The 16628-nt window shown below is 61.5% G+C and carries 8 protein-coding genes; 3 read left to right on the top strand and 5 right to left on the bottom strand.

All coding sequences use genetic code 11. The features are described from left to right. Window positions 1-38: 38 nt before the first annotated feature. From glgB to otsA, 4 genes are all read right to left on the bottom strand, one after another. Entirely contained in the window at window positions 39-2246 is a 2208-nt protein-coding gene (gene glgB, locus AC0QTX_RS10260; RefSeq protein ID WP_474603739.1) for a 1,4-alpha-glucan branching protein GlgB, read from the bottom strand. Beyond that, window positions 2243-5557 (bottom strand): maltose alpha-D-glucosyltransferase, encoded by a 3315-nt coding sequence (gene treS, locus AC0QTX_RS10265; RefSeq protein ID WP_474603740.1) that lies wholly within the window; start codon window positions 5555-5557, stop codon window positions 2243-2245. Before treS ends, glgB begins: the two co-directional genes overlap by 4 nt. 2 nt (window positions 5558-5559) lie before the next feature. Beyond that, entirely contained in the window at window positions 5560-8844 is a 3285-nt protein-coding gene (locus AC0QTX_RS10270; RefSeq protein WP_474603741.1) for a maltotransferase domain-containing protein, read from the bottom strand. Between the two features lie 244 nt (window positions 8845-9088). After that, complete coding sequence (gene otsA, locus AC0QTX_RS10275; RefSeq protein WP_474603742.1) at window positions 9089-10684, bottom strand: alpha,alpha-trehalose-phosphate synthase (UDP-forming); 1596 nt, start codon at window positions 10682-10684, stop codon at window positions 9089-9091. Window positions 10685-10956: 272 nt separating this feature from the next. Here otsA and AC0QTX_RS10280 point away from each other — a divergent pair, with 272 nt between their 5' ends. Then, window positions 10957-13470: a glycogen/starch/alpha-glucan phosphorylase gene (locus AC0QTX_RS10280; protein ID WP_474603743.1), complete on the top strand. Its 2514-nt coding sequence runs from the start codon at window positions 10957-10959 to the stop codon at window positions 13468-13470. Window positions 13471-13901: 431 nt separating this feature from the next. Here AC0QTX_RS10280 and AC0QTX_RS10285 read toward each other — a convergent pair whose 3' ends face one another. After that, complete coding sequence (locus tag AC0QTX_RS10285) at window positions 13902-14492, bottom strand: hypothetical protein (RefSeq protein WP_474603744.1); 591 nt, start codon at window positions 14490-14492, stop codon at window positions 13902-13904. Window positions 14493-14695: 203 nt separating this feature from the next. Between AC0QTX_RS10285 and AC0QTX_RS10290 the strand changes: the two genes are divergently transcribed. After that, complete coding sequence (locus tag AC0QTX_RS10290; protein ID WP_474603745.1) at window positions 14696-16288, top strand: alpha-amylase family glycosyl hydrolase; 1593 nt, start codon at window positions 14696-14698, stop codon at window positions 16286-16288. A gap of 73 nt (window positions 16289-16361) precedes the next feature. Continuing rightward, complete coding sequence (locus tag AC0QTX_RS10295; protein ID WP_474603746.1) at window positions 16362-16589, top strand: hypothetical protein; 228 nt, start codon at window positions 16362-16364, stop codon at window positions 16587-16589. Window positions 16590-16628 lie beyond the last annotated feature (39 nt).

A 16628-nucleotide genomic window follows, 5' to 3' on the forward strand; every position in this document is an offset into this window, starting at 1 on the left:
TCTAATGAGCATCGCCGGTTCAAGCATTCAAAGATCGGCTAACCCCACCGCAGCAGAATAGTGCTCAAGGGTGGAAGCACGAGACTCAGGGAGAAGGGGCGCCCGTGGGAGGGAACCTCCTCGGCCTGCAGAACGCCACCATTCCCGAGATTGCCGCCTCCGTAGATGCCCGCATCGGTGTTGAGAATCTCATGCCAGAGCCCTGAGCTCGGCACTCCGATGCGATAGGACATTCTCGGAACGGGAGTCATGTTGCTGACAGCAAGTATCATCGAACTCCCATCCCGCGCCAACCGCAGCATGGCAAAGACAGAGTTCCCGGAATCATCCACCACCGCCCAGGCGAAGCCATTGGGGTCGCTGTCAGTGCCGTGGAGGGCTGGCTCGGCAGCATAGACGCGGTTGAGATCTCGGATGAGCCTCTGAACCCCGTTGTGCCTCGGATCGTCCAGAAGCTCCCATGAGATCGAGGCGTCGTGATTCCATTCCCGCTCCTGAGCGATCTCACCCCCCATGAAGAGAAGCTTCTTGCCGGGATGGGCCCACATGTATCCGAAATACGCTCGGAGATTTGCGAACCGCTGCCACTCATCGCCCGGCATCTTCCGGATCAGCGATCCTTTCCCATGCACAACCTCATCGTGGGAGAGCGGAAGGACGAAGCGCTCGGAGAACGCATAGACCATGCCGAACGTGAAGGCGCCGTGATTGTAGCTCCGGTAGACGGGATCCTGCTCCACATAGTGGAGCGTGTCATGCATCCATCCCATGTTCCATTTGAAGGTGAAGCCAAGCCCGCCTTCCTCGGGCGGCCGGGTCACGCCGGGCCAGGCGGTGGATTCCTCCGCAATCGTGATCGCCCCTTGGCATCGGTGGGCGACGATGCTGTTCAGGTGCCTGAAGAACTCGATGGCCTCGAGGTTCTCCCTGCCGCCGTACTTGTTCGGAATCCACTCGTCCGCTTGGCGGCTGTAGTCGCGATAGAGCATCGATGCGACGGCATCCACCCGAAGCGCATCGATGTGAAAGCGCTCCAGCCAGTGAAGCGCGCTGGCGATCAGGAAGCCCTTCACCTCGTTGCGGCCGAGGTTGTAGATCAGGGTATTCCAATCCTGATGGAAGCCTTCCCTGGGATCCTGATGCTCGTACAGAGCCGTTCCGTCGAATTGCGCAAGGCCCCAGACGTCGGTCGGAAAATGGGCCGGAACCCAATCCAGGATCACGCCCAGCCCAGCCTCATGGCAGCGGTTCACGAATTCCGCGAAGTCTTCCGGCGTCCCATAGCGGCCAGTGGGGGCGAAGAGGCCGAGCGGCTGATAGCCCCAGGAGCCTCCGAAGGGATATTCGGTGATGGGCAGGAGCTCGATGTGGGTGAATCCTAAACCGGCCACATAAGGGATCAGGCGATCCGCCAGTTCGGTCCAGTCAAGACTGCGGTTCCCTTCCTTCTCCAGCCGCATCCACGACCCGGCATGGACTTCGTAGACCGAGATAGGCGAGGTTTCTGTCTGACGCGCGGCTCTTCCGCTCATCCATTCAGAATCCGTCCACGGGAAAGGCTCCGATCGAGCAACGACGGATGCCGTGCCGGGAGCGGCCTCTGCCGCACGGGCAACGGGATCGGCCTTCTGCTGCAGCAATTGTCCGTGAGGCCCGATCACCTCGTACTTGTAGCGCTCGCCGGGGCCGAGACGGGGAATGAAGAGCTCCCAGATACCCGCCTCCCGGCGCAGCCGCATGGGACTGCGCCGTCCGTCCCAGCTGTTGAAATCTCCCACCACGGAAACGCGCTGGGCATTGGGAGCCCAGACTGCAAAACGCACGCCGGGCACGCTGTCGATGGTCATGGGTTGCGCGCCGAGCACGGAGCCGAGTTCGTAATGAGTGCCCTGCCCGATCAGATGCAGATCGAGGTCTCCGAGGAGCATTCCGAAGCTATAGGGATCCTCCATTTCCTGAATGGCATCAGGCCAATGGACCCGTAGCCTGTAGGAGGCCTGGTGATCGAGGCGGCCGGCAAACAGCCCATCTGCATGCACGAGATGGAGCCGTTCAGCCTCTGCATCCGTCTCCCGGCGCAGAACCTCGACGGACTTGGCACCCGGCATGAAAACCCGGACGAGGCTGCCGTTGCCCGCAGGATGGTGACCGAGGATCGAGAACGGATCCCCATGTCGCCCCTCGACCAAAGCCTCAACACTGCCTGGCTCGATGCCAGCGAGGAGATCGTCACGTCCGGGCGTCATTCATGTCCTCCACGACCCGCTTCGGCGAGGCGATGAACAATGTCGGACAAGCCCTGGAGCGGGATCGCGAGCCATTTCGGACGATTGGAAGCCTCATATTGCACTTCGTAAGCTGCCTTCTCCAGCAGGAAGAGGTCAAGTAGCGATCCGCGCCGATCGGGCGAGAGCCCAAGCTGCGGGGCTTGAGCAGTGGCATCCCAGTAAGCGTCTAGGAAAGCCTTCTGGGCTCCTGAGTAGAAGTTCTTGAGCAGCGAGCTCCGGATGCCGCGGAACTGCGGGGAGGAGATATCCTCGTCAGGCATCGACGCTGTGACGGCCACGTAGTCGAGAGAGCGCAGCAATCCGGCAACGTCGCGGAGCGGGCTTGTCTTCGCACGCCTTTCCTCCAGCTCACGCACGGGCTCACCCTCGAAGTCGATGATATAGGCATCGCCCTGCGCGACAAGAACCTGGCCGAAATGGAAGTCGCCATGGATCCGCGTCAGGAGCGTTCCACGGCCTGTTTCCGCTAGCCGGTCGACCGCCGCGATCAGCTCGTCACGCCGTTTCAGAACGCTATCCGCGAGCGCACCGGTTTCAGGATCCAGATCTCCACGGACACGATCCAGGATATCAAGAGCAGATACGAGCTGCTCCCGGGCCCTCGTCTTCCAGCCATCGATCTCTCCGGCCCCAGCCTCGACCGGTGCAAAGGCCTGATCGTCCGTCTCTGCCGCCAGAGCCACATGCAACTCACCGAGGCGCTGTCCTACGACTTCGGCGAAGTTCTCGAGGGTGGTGAAGATCCCATCCTCCGGGACCGCTTCGTTCTCGATCAACTCATACTCGTCGAGGGTGCGCTTCAGGTTTTCGAGCATCCAGTTCCAGGCGTCGCCTTGGTTGCGAATCGCCCCCTGAACGATCGCAAGCGTATGAGGCACCCCATCCTGGGAGACCCGCAGGACCTCCCCCAGGAGCGGGGCCGAGTTCTGGTAGCCGATCTTCGTCAGGTACTGCGTCATCTCCGCTTCCGGATGGGTGCCGCCGAACACGCGGCGTACGAGCTTGATCATCGCAAGGTCGCCGATGATCAGCGAACTGTTCGACTGCTCAGCCGAGAGCCAGCGGATCGGAGCATCCGATGTGACTTGCATGCAGTCGAGTTCGGGGGTGCCTTCGAACCGGATTTCTCCATCCGGGGTCTCCACTCTGGACCTCTCGCACAAGGCCTGCAGGACCGCCTGCGCCCATCGGTCGATGGCGAAGCCATCGGTCAGGAAGCCCACTCTAGGTCCTCTGCGGACGCGGGCCAAGGCGAGCTGCTGAGGCAGCGGCAGCGCACCGTCGCTCTCCCATGCGATGCCGAACGGCATGAAGTAGCGTTCCGTGCGCTTGCCGACGCTCGCCTCGATCTCCGCCATCAGGACATCGTCGGCGAACGGCATCGGGACAGTCCACGGGATGCGTGCTTCATGCAGCGTCTCGTTCTTGGAAGCAAACCAGCGCCGGATCGGCAGATAGGTCGGCAGGACGTTCTGGGCGATCAGCTGGATGTGCCTCTCTTCCATACCTGCCTGCAAGCCGCTTCGCAGAACCAGGGTTTCGAACTCGGTCAACTGCTCCGGAGGAGCCGTTCTCCACTGCGGACTCTCAACTTCCGTCGTCAGCTGGAACCAGTAGAAGCCATATGGCGGAAGGGTCAGCAGGTAGGTCAGCTGGCCGATGGGCGGGAAAGGCGACGGGCCTGTCATCTCTACCGGAACCCGACCGGCAAATGACGACAGATCAAGCTCAACCGCCTGCGGCGTCCGCGACAGGTTCGCAACGCACAGGATCGTCTCGTCCTCGTGTTCGCGCAAGTAGGCCAGGACCTTGCGGTTCGCCGGATAGAGAAGACGGAAGGTGCCACGGCCGAAAGCGTGATGATTGCGGCGGAGCATCAGCATGCGACGCATCCAATTCAGAAGCGAGTGCTGGTCACGGCTCTGCGCCTCTACATTGACGGACTCGAAACCATAGACCGGGTCCATGATCGCCGGGAGCACAAGGCTTGCCGGATCCGCTCTGGAAAAGCCGCCGTTGCGGTCCGGCGACCATTGCATGGGGGTGCGGACACCGTCGCGGTCGCCGAGATAGATGTTGTCTCCCATCCCGATCTCATCGCCGTAATAGACGACGGGCGTTCCGGGCATGGACAGGAGAAGCGCATTCATCAGCTCGATGCGCCGGCGGTCCCGCTGCATGAGAGGCGCCAGCCTGCGACGGATACCGAGATTGATGCGTGCGCGCCTGTCTGCCGCGTAAGTGTTCCAGAGGTAGTCGCGCTCCTCGTCGGTCACCATCTCGAGCGTCAACTCGTCATGGTTGCGCAGGAAGATCGCCCATTGGCAGTTCTCAGGAATTTCAGGCGTCTGGCGCAGGATATCCGTGATAGGGAAGCGGTCTTCCTTCGCGATGGCCATGTACATGCGCGGCATCAGCGGGAAATGGAAGGCCATGTGGCATTCGTCACCGTCGCCAAAATATTCCTGCGTATCCTCCGGCCACTGATTGGCCTCCGCCAAGAGCATCCGGTCCGGATGGCTGGCGTCGAGTGCTGCACGGATCTTCTTGAGAACCTCGTGGGTTTCGGGAAGATTCTCGTTGTTGGTGCCCTCCCGCTCCACGAGATATGGAATAGCATCGAGGCGCAGCCCGTCGATGCCCATGTCGAGCCAGTACCGCATGACGCTCAGGACTTCCTTGAGAACACGCGGATTGTCGAAATTCAGATCCGGCTGATGCGAATAGAAGCGATGCCAGAAATAGGCGCCTGCCGCCGAATCCCAGGTCCAGTTCGACTTCTCGGTGTCGAGGAAGATGATCCGGGTCTCGGGGTACTTCTGATCCGTATCGGACCAGACATAGAAGTCCCGTTCGCGGGAGCCGGGTTTTGCTTGGCGGGCGCGCTGGAACCAGGGATGCTGGTCGGAGGTGTGGTTGATCACCAGCTCCGTGATGACGCGCAACCCTCGGGCATGGGCCTCACGCACGAAGGTCTTGAATTCCTTCAGAGTGCCATAGTCTGGACTGACGTCGCGGTACTCGGCGATGTCATATCCGTCGTCGAGCCGCGGCGACGGGTAGAAAGGCAGCAGCCAAATCGTATTGACGCCGAGGGAAGCGATGTAGTCCAGCTTGGCGAGCAGGCCTGCGAAGTCTCCGATGCCGTCGTTGTTGGCGTCGAAGAACGACTTCACATGCAGCTGGTAGATGATCGCATCCTTATACCAGAAAGGATCATTTCCAGGGGACGTTTCGCTCTTGATGGACGTATCGTTCTTCTTGAGCATTCTCATTGGTCCTTAGGGGCAATGCGCCAGATCGAGAAGGGAAGTTCGCCCGGATCGCAGCGGATGCGCTGATGCTTTCCCGACCAGGTGAAGCGGTGTTGACGCGTGAGATCCTCGACGGAAAGGGAGCCGTGATCCGAGAGACCGAACTTCCAGAGCGGCAACTCTACGTCGGCTTCCTGCACGTTGTGGGGATCGAGGCTGACGGCCACGAGCAGAACGTTCTCACGCCCGGCGGTCGCCTTCTCGAAGAGGAGGATCTTGTCGTTCCAAGCAGTGAGGAATGAGACGTTGAGGTGGGAGTGCAGGGCCGGGTTGTCGTGCCGGATCCTGTTCAGAAGCGAGATCTCGCGAATGATGTTGCCGGGCCGATCCCAATCCCAGGCGCGGATCTCATACTTCTCGCTGTCGGCGTATTCCTTCTTCTTGGCGTCCGGACGGCCTTCGCAGAGTTCAAAGCCGCTGTACATTCCCCACAGCCCGGAAAGCGTCGTCGCAAGCGCCGCGCGGATCAGGTAGGCCGATCGAGGCGCATTCTGCAGAAAATCCGGGTTGATATCGGGCGTGTTCACGAAGAAATGAGGGCGGAAGAAGTCCTTCGGCGCCGTCTGCGAGAGTTCGGTCAAGTACTCCGCCATCTCCCACTTCTCATTGCGCCACGTGAAGTAGGTATAGGATTGTGAGAAGCCGATCTTGGCGAGCCTGTACATGATCTTCGGCCGCGTGAAGGCCTCCGAGAGGAAGGCGACGTCAGGGTGATCGCGGCGCACTTCTCCGATCAGCCATTCCCAGAAGGGAAATGGCTTCGTATGGGGATTGTCGATCCGGAAGAGTTTCACGCCCTGCTCGACCCAGAGCAGAATGGTGTCACGCAGTTCGATCCAGAGGGACGGCATCGCACCCTTGGCGTAGAAATCCACGTTGACGATATCCTCGTACTTCTTTGGAGGATTCTCGGCGTACTTGATCGTTCCGTCCGGCCGCCAGTCGAACCAGTCCGGATGCTCCTTCAGCCAAGGGTGATCCGGGGAGGCCTGTACCGCAATGTCCAGCGCGAGTTCCAGCCCATGTTCGGCTGCAGCCGCGACGAGACGGCGGAAATCCTCGAAGGTGCCGAGTTCGGGATGAATGGCGTCATGGCCGCCCGCCTCGGAACCGATGGCATAGGGGCTTCCCGGATCGTCCGGACCGGCCGTCAGGCTGTTGTTGCGTCCTTTCCTGTGCGTTCGGCCGATGGGATGGATCGGCGTCATATAGAGAACGTCGAATCCCATGTCGCGGATATAGGGAAGCTTGCGGATCACGTCATCGAATGTGCCATGCCGATTGGGATCATCGCTCATGGAGCGCGGGAACAGCTCATACCAGCTTGCGAACCCGGCCGCCGTTCGTTCAGCATCGACGGGGATCACCCGGGAGCGCACCATGAACGGCCGCCGATCCGCAGCCGTCATGATGTCTGACGTCTCCGGCGCGAGAAGGATGTCGAGACGCGCGTCGTAATCGGCCTCCACGAGCCTATCGGCCAGAGCGCGGACGCGTTCGGCGATGTCGGCCTGGGCTTGAGCCCTCGCCTCTTCGACCAGAAGGCGCCCCTCCTCCAGCTCCAGGGTCACGTCGAGACCGGCAGCGTATTTCTTCTCCAGTTCTGATCGGAAGATCACAAAGGGATCGCGCCAGGCCAGGACGGCGAATTCATGACGGCCGAGCCGCTCCAGCGGAAATTCCGCGCTCCAGCGATCATTGACCAGGAAGGTCATGCGGGTTTCACGCCACTGCTCCTCATCCACGGCCCGCCACGCCAGCGCGACGCCGAGAGGGTCGTGACCGTCACCGAAGATGTCGGCTTCGACCCGGACCACCTCGCCGACAATCCGTTTGACCGGGAACTCGCCGCCATCGACGGCGGGCGTCACATTTTCGATGACGAGCCGCGGTGCCGTGATGGCCTGCTCGACAGCCGGTACCGGCACTGCCCCTCGGATCGGCCTCGGCGGATGCCCTTCGAGAATCCGGACTTCGCCTGGCTGAAGTTTGACGACACTGGTCGGGGTGAGTTCGAGGCCTCCTTCACCCACCTCGCGGAATGGCATGAACGGTGCGCCGCTCTCCGACGCCAGAAACGCACCTGTGGCCTGTGCTGTCCGGCGGAGATCGGAATTTGCGATGATCAGGCGGGCTGCCTTGCTTTGACGCACATCCTCTGCATCGATCCTCAGCAAAGCGGTCACCGGGGACGCCTGCCCCACCACGAGGTTCACCGGCTTGCGCACGAAGTTCCCTATGTTCTGAGCGAGCAACTGGTTCGCCGCGCGGACCTCTCCCGTGAGATCGAGGCTCCCTCGTTCTCTCAACCCTCTCAGCCCCATTCCATCGCCGCGGGCCGGGTCGAACCTGTCCCGGCAGCCGAACTCGAAGCCCATGGGAACAAGGAGGCCGTCCCCTACCGAAGCGGCAAGCTGCAAGGCGCGGGTGGCGCGCCGCTCCAGCACATCGAGAGGCTCAACCTCATGGGTGATGCGTTTGTCGAATGGGACCTCCGGAAAAGCGATCTCGTAGCCGATGCTTCTCAGCTGCTCATGCTCGTCCGTAATCCAGCTTTCCTTCAGGTCCCACCAACGCAGCGAAGAAAATGTCCCATCGAAACCCGCTCCATGGAGCGCTTGCCTCGCCTGAACATTCGTGCCGGGAGTCCAGGCCAGAAAGCGTATTTCGGACGCATCTCCTCTGACGTCAGCGATGAAGCGCCTCAATGCGGATGCGGGAACCCTGTCCCAATGAAGGCAGCGGAAGCCGGTGATCCCCGCGGTGGTGAGCGACCGCAGGCGTCCAGCCAGCATTCTCAGGTGTGGATGATCGTCCGGATCGGCGCCGTCGAACGGAACGATGACCGCCTCCCGTTCAGCAGGGTCTTGTCGAGGATCGAGAACCTCCGAGTTGAAGGAGGCGAGGCCGAGTTCGCGGGCGAACGAGCTGTCGGCGGCCACACGGTCGATCACGAGGTCGAGGGCCAGGGTGAGCTTGCGCGCTCCTGCTCTTTCGACGAGCTGCGCTATCGCCTCGATTGCATCGCCATGACCGAGCTTTGGGTGAAGCCGTTCCATGTCACGGGGCAGAAAGATGCTGCCGCCATGTCCCGGCTCGAACGGAGGGGCCGTCATGATGGTGTCGAACCCTAGGGCCGCAGCATGATCGAAGATGTCGTTCCAGCCGTCCAGGGAGCCGACCAGCAGCGGATGCACGTAATAAATCCGCGGAGCCTTGGGGCTTACGCCTTTCGTCCGCATCGTCTGGGAGCTTGCAAGGAGGCTGTCTGCTGGTGACACGGTTCGGCCCTGTCGCTGTTCGATTGGATCAACCTGGGGCGATCTCATCACCGGCACCGGAAGAACCGAGACCTGTCCGGTAGAGTCTCCCTGTCAAAAACAGCCCCCCTTGCCTTTGGTTCCTGCCTGAAATTCAGTTCACCCGTGCCTCGGTTTCAGAACCTGGCCCGCGCAAGGGCGTGCAGCAGGAAAGTCGGAAGCGACCTTAAGCCGGCGCACCTTCGAAGAAAGGATACCGTCCATTCTCCGCGCTTGTAAGGGCATGAGGTTCCGGGCCCTCACTGGAAACGTCGCTCAGGTTGGAGAGAAAGTGCTGGCACCACGCTTCGACCGTGTTGGCCCGCAACCGGACCATCATCGACTCCCACCGCTCTCGCCTTTCCTCCAGGGGCATCCTGAGAGCCCGTGCAATCGCCGCAGCGCAAGCTTCCGTATCGTAGGGATTGACCAGAATAGCGCCGTCGAGTTCGTGCGCCGCGCCTGCAAAGCGTGAAAGGACCAGAACGCCGGGGTCCTCCGGCTGCTGAGCTGCGACGAACTCCTTTGCAACGAGGTTCATTCCATCGCGCAACGGTGTGACGAGGCCGATCCTAGACATGCGGTACAACCCCGCCAGGGCCGCGTGTCCGACCGTTCTGTTGACATACCGAACCGGGGTCCAATCGACCTCACCGAGGCTTCCGTTGGTCCACCCGGCCTGCTCTGCAATCTCGCGCTGCATCCGCTGGTACTCGGGAACATCCGAGCGCGATTTCGGCGTGATCTGGATATAGGTAACCCGGTTGCGAAAGTCCGGATTGGACTTGATGAAGCACGAGAACGACTCGATTCTTTGCTTCAATCCCTTCGAGTAGTCGAGCCGGTCCACCCCGATGATCAGGTCACGTTCCCCCAGGCTCGCCCTGGTTCGGCGCACGAGGGCATTCCGCTCGGCACCGGCTGCCGCACGGGCGAAGCCTTCGGTATCGATCCCGACCGGGAAGGCGCCGATCCGAATCTTGCGACCATCGATCTCATGTTCCCCTGTTCCGATCGGAGATCCGATATTCTCGCGGATGAGGCAGCGCTGAAAGTTCTCCGCGTCCTGCGGCGTGTGAAAGCCGACCAGATCGTAAGCGCCAAAGCCATGAAGCAGCTGCTGATAGGCAGGCAGGGCGCTGGCGACATCGGAAGGCGGCCATGGGATGTGCAGGAAGAAGCCGATCCGGTTTTTGAAACCCAGCCGCCGGAGTTCCGCCGCCAGGGGAATGAAATGATAGTCGTGAACCCAGACGACGTCATCGGGCTGCAGCAGCGGGGCGAGAGAGGCAGCAAAGGCCCGGTTGACCCGGAAATACCCATCGAGCTCCTGCCGCTCGAGCTGTACGAGATCCAGCCTGTAGTGACAGACGGGCCATAGGGCACGGTTGGCGAAGCCCGCATAATACTCGTCGTAATCCTGCTGGGAGAGATCCAGAACCGCGAAGGTGATGTTGCCGGCCTGCACGACCCTCGCCTGGTCGGCGGGATTTTCGACTGTCTCGCCGGACCAGCCGAACCAGAGGCCGCCGCTTTGCTTCAGCGCTCCCTCAAGCGCTACGGTCAGGCCGCCTGCCTTGCCGGCGCCCTCCTTGGGCACAGGAACCCGGTTCGAGACCACGACCAGGCGCTGCTTGGTCGGTGAGGAAAGTTGCCGCTTGCCCCGACGCGCGCTGGCGCCCCTCTGGGCCTTTCGCGGGGAAGGATCCGGCGCCTCGAACTCGTTCTCCGACGGAACCGGTTGCGCTTGCATATCTTGGACGATGTCTGGAATGTCGGCCATGGCCTGACCTTGAGCAAATGGTGAAGTTTAAACCATTCGGCTGAAGGGCAGTTCCCGGTACCCGGAAATAAGCTGTGGGGTCATCAAATAACCCCTGAATAAGCTTGGCCTCAAGGAAATGCCTGCTCTGAACTGCGGCTAGGCGTCACGCTCGCTAGGTAATTTGATAACTATTGTTGAGTATCATTCCGAAGTTGCTATCGGTATCTTAAGAGAATGCCAACAAAATACAGGCGAGATCGTTGCTTGCTTGATAATTGAAGATTAGGGGGTTGCCTGTGGAAAGTTTCGATCAAAGCCTATTGCCCTCCCCCGCTCATGGTGACGAGGCTCATCCCTCCTTCGTAGCGGGCGAGACGACACGGCTGGAGGCGAGCACCGCGGTGGAAGCGTTTCAGCAGGCGATCCTGGCAAAGCTGACCTATGACGTCGGCACGAACCCGGCTCATGCTACCGACCACGACTGGTTCACTGCAACGGCCCTGGCGGTTCGGGATCGGGCCATGGATCGCTGGATGGCGTCCAAGGAACAGGATCAGGCGGGTCACAAGCACGTCTGCTATTTCTCCCTCGAGTTCCTGATCGGACGCCTCCTGTCCGACACCCTGAACAATCTCCGCCTGACCGACTGCGTGAGGGACGCCCTCGCTGGCCTTGGCGTCGATCTGGATCATCTCCGGACGATCGAGCCGGATGCCGCCCTTGGAAATGGTGGCCTCGGTCGCCTCGCAGCATGCTTCATGGAGAGCATGGCGAGCCTCGAGGTTCCGGCCTACGGCTATGGGATCCGCTACGAACACGGCCTGTTCCGCCAGGGCCTCCATCATGGATGGCAGCAGGAGTTCCCCGAGGACTGGCTCGTCCGAGCAAATCCATGGGAGTTCGAGCGGTCGGATATGGTCTATCGGGTGCAGTTCGGTGGCAGCGTCGAGGAACTGCCCGCATCGGACCGATCGGCAGGCTTCACCTGGAAGCCCGCAGAAACGGTCCAGGCTGTCGCCTTCGATACCCCGGTGGTCGGCTGGTGCGGACGCCACGTCAATACCCTGAGGCTTTGGTCCGCGCGGGCCGCCGAACCGCTGCGGCTCGATGCCTTCAATTCAGGCGATCATGTGGGCGCCCTCGCCGACCGGACCCGGGCCGAAGCGATCTCCCGCGTGCTCTATCCCGGCGACGAGACGGAGGCCGGCCGGGAGTTGCGCCTGCGCCAGGAGTTCTTCTTCACCTCGGCCTCCCTGCAGGATCTGCTGGCCCGGCACATCCGGCTGCATGGGGATCTCCACACCCTACCGGATCACGCGGCGATCCAGCTCAACGATACGCACCCTGCTCTCGCCGTGGCGGAGCTGATGCGCCTCCTTGTCGATGAGCACCATCTTGCGTGGGACGACGCCTGGGCAATCACAACCAGGACGTTGAACTACACAAACCACACCCTCATGCCCGAGGCCCTTGAGCGCTGGCCGGTGTCGCTGATGGAGCGGCTTCTCCCGCGGCACCTCCAGATCATCTATCGGATCAACTGGCTGCACCTGGAGCCCTTGATCCGGCGGTCGGCCGATGTCGAGCTCATCAAGGCGGTTTCGGTGATCGATGAGGAACAGGGCCGGTATGTGCGCATGGGCCACCTGGCGTTCATCGGGGCCCACAAGGTCAATGGCGTTTCGGCGCTCCACACCGATCTGATGCGCCAGACGGTCTTCCGCGATTTGCACGCTCTCTACCCAGGACGCATCGTCAATAAGACGAACGGCATCACCTTCCGCCGATGGCTTCATCAGGCAAACCCGCAACTGACGCAGCTCCTGACCAAAGAGCTAGGCGAGGCGGTGCTGGACGATCCGGGAGCGTTGATCAAGCTCGAGAGACTGGCGGACGACAGGGCCTTCCAGGATCGTTTCAGAAGCCAGCGCAGCGCATCGAAGGTCAACCTTGCCAGGATCGTGGCCGAGCGGACTGGGGTGGAGATCGACCCGAGCGCCCTGTTCGACGTGCACATCAAGCGCATCCACGAATACAAGCGCCAGCTTCTCAATATCCTGGAGGCAATCGCCCTCTACGATGCCATCCGGGCGGAGCCCGAGAGGAACTGGGTGCCGCGTGTCAAGATCTTTGCCGGCAAAGCTGCGGCCAGCTATCACCGCGCAAAGCTGATCATCAAGCTTGCCAATGATGTTACCAGGGTCATCAATTCAGACCCGGTCGTATCCAGCCGCCTCAAGATCGTTTTCCTCCCCAACTACAATGTCAGCCTGGCCGAGGCGATCATTCCTGCCGCAGACCTGTCCGAGCAGATCTCGACGGCCGGAATGGAGGCCTCCGGTACCGGCAACATGAAGCTTGCCCTGAACGGCGCCCTCACGATCGGCACCCTCGATGGGGCGAATATCGAGATCCGCGAATGCGTCGGGGCCGACAACATCCTCATCTTCGGCATGACAGCCGATGAGGTGGAAACCTACCGCAAAGCCGGGATGCATCGTGATCGGGCAGGATGGTCGCCCCGATTTGAGAGGGCCATCAACCTCATTAAGGCCGGAATCTTCTCACCGGACGACTCTCACCGGTTCGACTCCCTCGTGGATGCCTTAGCGTCCGATGACGCGTTCATGGTGGCAGCGGACTTCGATTCTTACTGGGCAACCCAGCGGCGGGTCGAAGAGATGTGGCAGGAGCCTTCCGCGTGGAGCCGCGCCAGCGTGCTGAACACGGCGCGTGTCGGCTGGTTCTCGTCGGACCGCACAATCCGTGAATACGCGGATGAGATCTGGAAGGTGCCTGTCTGAACGACAGCCAAGCATGGAACCTTGATCCCGATTGCACTTTATGGATTCAGACACCCGTCAGGAGACGTGGTGTCGATTGGTAGCCTCATGGAGCCTGCCATGATCCATCGCTTCGAAGTCGGCCAATACGTTCTTCCGGCAAGCCCCCTGCAGCCGAGCCGCAACACCTACGTCATCTTGAAGCAGCTCCCTCTCACCTCCTATGAGCCTCAATACTGGATCCAGGGGATAAAGAGCGGGATGGACTGTATCGTGTGCGAGTCACAGATCGAGGCCGCTGACGATCACCAGCCACGCCTGTCCTTCGCAGCCTTGGGAGGCTTGAAGACGAGAACTCAAAGCCGCAGGTCTACGTAATAGGCGCTACGACCCACTCCTCTGCGGACGGGCTGAGATGCGTCAGGATCTCAGCCCCTTCCACGTGCACCGCATCAGAAGCTGTTGTTCGTGTGGCTTGCGGCCTCCACACCATCAAGGGCAGTGAAATGGCTGTGCCCTGACCCTGATCGGGGCGCCGGTCGCCACGACTGGGTTTCACTCGGACGCCGATTGGAGCCCGCTTGCCAGAGCCGTGTGGGAGATGCGCGCGATGTGCGCCGGCCAAGCATCCATCCTAATGCGCAGCCAAGCGCTCCTATAGCGAGCACTGCAGCGACCGGATGCTCCTGCACAGAGCGGCTTATGACGTCAGCTCCCTGCCGGTAGTAACGCTCGGCCTCCGGCACATAACGCCTGCCCTGCTGGTAGAAATCACGAGCATAATCGGTCACCTGCTCGGCTTTTGACTGAAAGCTGCTCGAAGGTTGCTCTTCAAGCCCGTGACCTGGGGGCGTAGGCACCTCGTTGAGAGCGTCGGGCTCGCATTCGGCCGCAACACTCTTCGAGGCGGAGGTGGTCCAGGCCGGCGGATCGCTCGCAGGAAAGCTGTCGTCGACCGTGTCATCCACATGCCGCTGCTGAACAGGCTTATCCTCGTTCTGTGCGTCTGCGGGGCGTTTCTGATCGATCTTCTCATCAGGCATCGAAGCCTCCATCAAGCCTCACGAAGCAATGGCATCCAAGGAGAATAGTTCCGGCTGTGCGATGATCCAGCCGGCCGTCGGCCACCCGAAGCGGCGCTGGTGCAGTGTCAGCCTGGCTTGGGCGGACGGGAACCGATGGACCCCTGCTGAATTCGCCTCTTGCCCCTTGGGCCGCACCTCATTTCAGCCTCGGAGCGACCTTCATGCCTGAGACCACGTGGTGGAAGCGCGGGATCGTCTACCAGATCTATCCTCGCTCCTTTCAGGACAGCAACGGCGACGGCATCGGCGACCTGGAAGGGATCCGCCAGCGGCTCGACTATCTCGTTTGGCTCGGTGTCGATGCGGCGTGGATCTCGCCGGTCTTCCCGTCGCCCATGGCCGATTTCGGCTATGACGTGGCCGATTACTGCGGCATCGACCCTATATTCGGCACGTTGAAGGATTTCGACCGCCTCATCGCAGAGGCCCATTCCAAGGGGCTGAAGCTCGTTCTCGACTTCGTTCCAAATCACACATCGGACCGGCATCCCTGGTTCCAGGAGAGCCGTTCGTCGCGCTCTAACCCGAAGCGGGATTGGTACATCTGGCGCGACCCGGGTCCGGATGGAGGCCCGCCCAACAACTGGATCAGCAATTTCGGAGGGCCTGCCTGGGAGTGGGACGAAGCGACCGGACAGTACTATTACCACGCCTTTCTGAAGGAGCAGCCTGATCTCAACTGGCGCAATCCGGACGTGCGCAAGGCTATGTACGATGCCTTGCGCTTCTGGCTGGATCGCGGCGTCGACGGCTTCAGGGTCGATGTGATCTGGCACCTCATCAAGGACGCGGAATTCCGCGACAACCCGCCAAACCCCGCCTATCAGCCCAGCCAAGCGGAGATCAACCGCTTCCTCCAGGTCCATTCGGCCGACCAGCCCGAGGTGCATGAGGTGGTGAGCGAGATGCGCGGCGTGCTGGAGGAGTATGAGGAGCGCGTGCTTATCGGAGAGATCTACCTGCCGCTCGAGCGCCTCGTCGCCTATTACGGCCGGGATCTGGCAGGCGCCCATCTGCCCTTCAACTTCCAGCTTATTCAAACGGCGTGGAACGCCAGGACGATCGCGGACCTCATCAAAGAGTACGAGGTCGCCCTTCCCGATGGAGGATGGCCGAACTGGGTGCTCGGCAACCACGACCAGCCCCGCATCGGCGCGCGGATCGGTCCGCACCAGGCGCGGGTGGCCGCCATGCTGCTTCTGACCCTCAGAGGCACGCCTACCATGTATTACGGCGACGAAATCGGGATCGGCAAAGTCGAGATCCCACCTGAGGCGGCTCAGGATCCGTGGGAAAAGAACGAGCCGGGCCTTGGATTGGGGCGCGACCCGGAGCGGACGCCGATGCATTGGAATGGCTCTGCCCAGGGCGGTTTCACGAGCGGCAAGCCATGGCTTCCTCTCGATCCGTACTTTCAATCCCGCCATGTGGACGGGCTTCAGGACGACCCGACGTCCATCCTGATGCTCTACCGGCGTCTGATCAGGCTGCGGCGACGGCACCTGGCTCTGAGCGTCGGCGGCTACACTCAGGTCATGGCTGAGGGTAACGTTCTGGCCTATGAACGGCAGCATGGACCGGAGCGCTTCCTGGTGGCTTTGAACCTGGGGCACGAACCGCACACGCTTGCCCTGCCGACCGAGACAACAGGCCGTGTGATGCTCTCAACACTTCCTGATCGCAGCGAGGAAACAATCGGAGCGCAGATTGTCCTGCGGCCTCATGAAGGCCTCGTCATTGCGCTTGGGATGTGACGGCTTGGTTCTGAGGAACCCACTGGTGTGACGGGGATTGCCCCTGCGAGACAGTCAGTGGAGCGTCATCGTCATGCCTATTCCTCTGCCGAACCAGCCTTACCCGGAGCCGACCCCGTCCGATCCCAATCCGGCTCCCGTCAGCCCGCCCATGCCGCCCGAGGTGCCGCAGCCCGCGCCCATCGGCGTGCCTCCGACGACACCGAGCAATATTCCGCCTCCCGGCGAGCCTGTTGGAGTGCCTCCGGCCACGCCCCAAGAGATTCCCGTTACGCCGACAACGCCGCAGCCCACTGCATGAGCAGGATCAGGGAAGGTGGAACTGCGCTCTCCAAGCAGG

It is taken from the genome of Microvirga sp. jy35 (assembly GCF_056148915.1).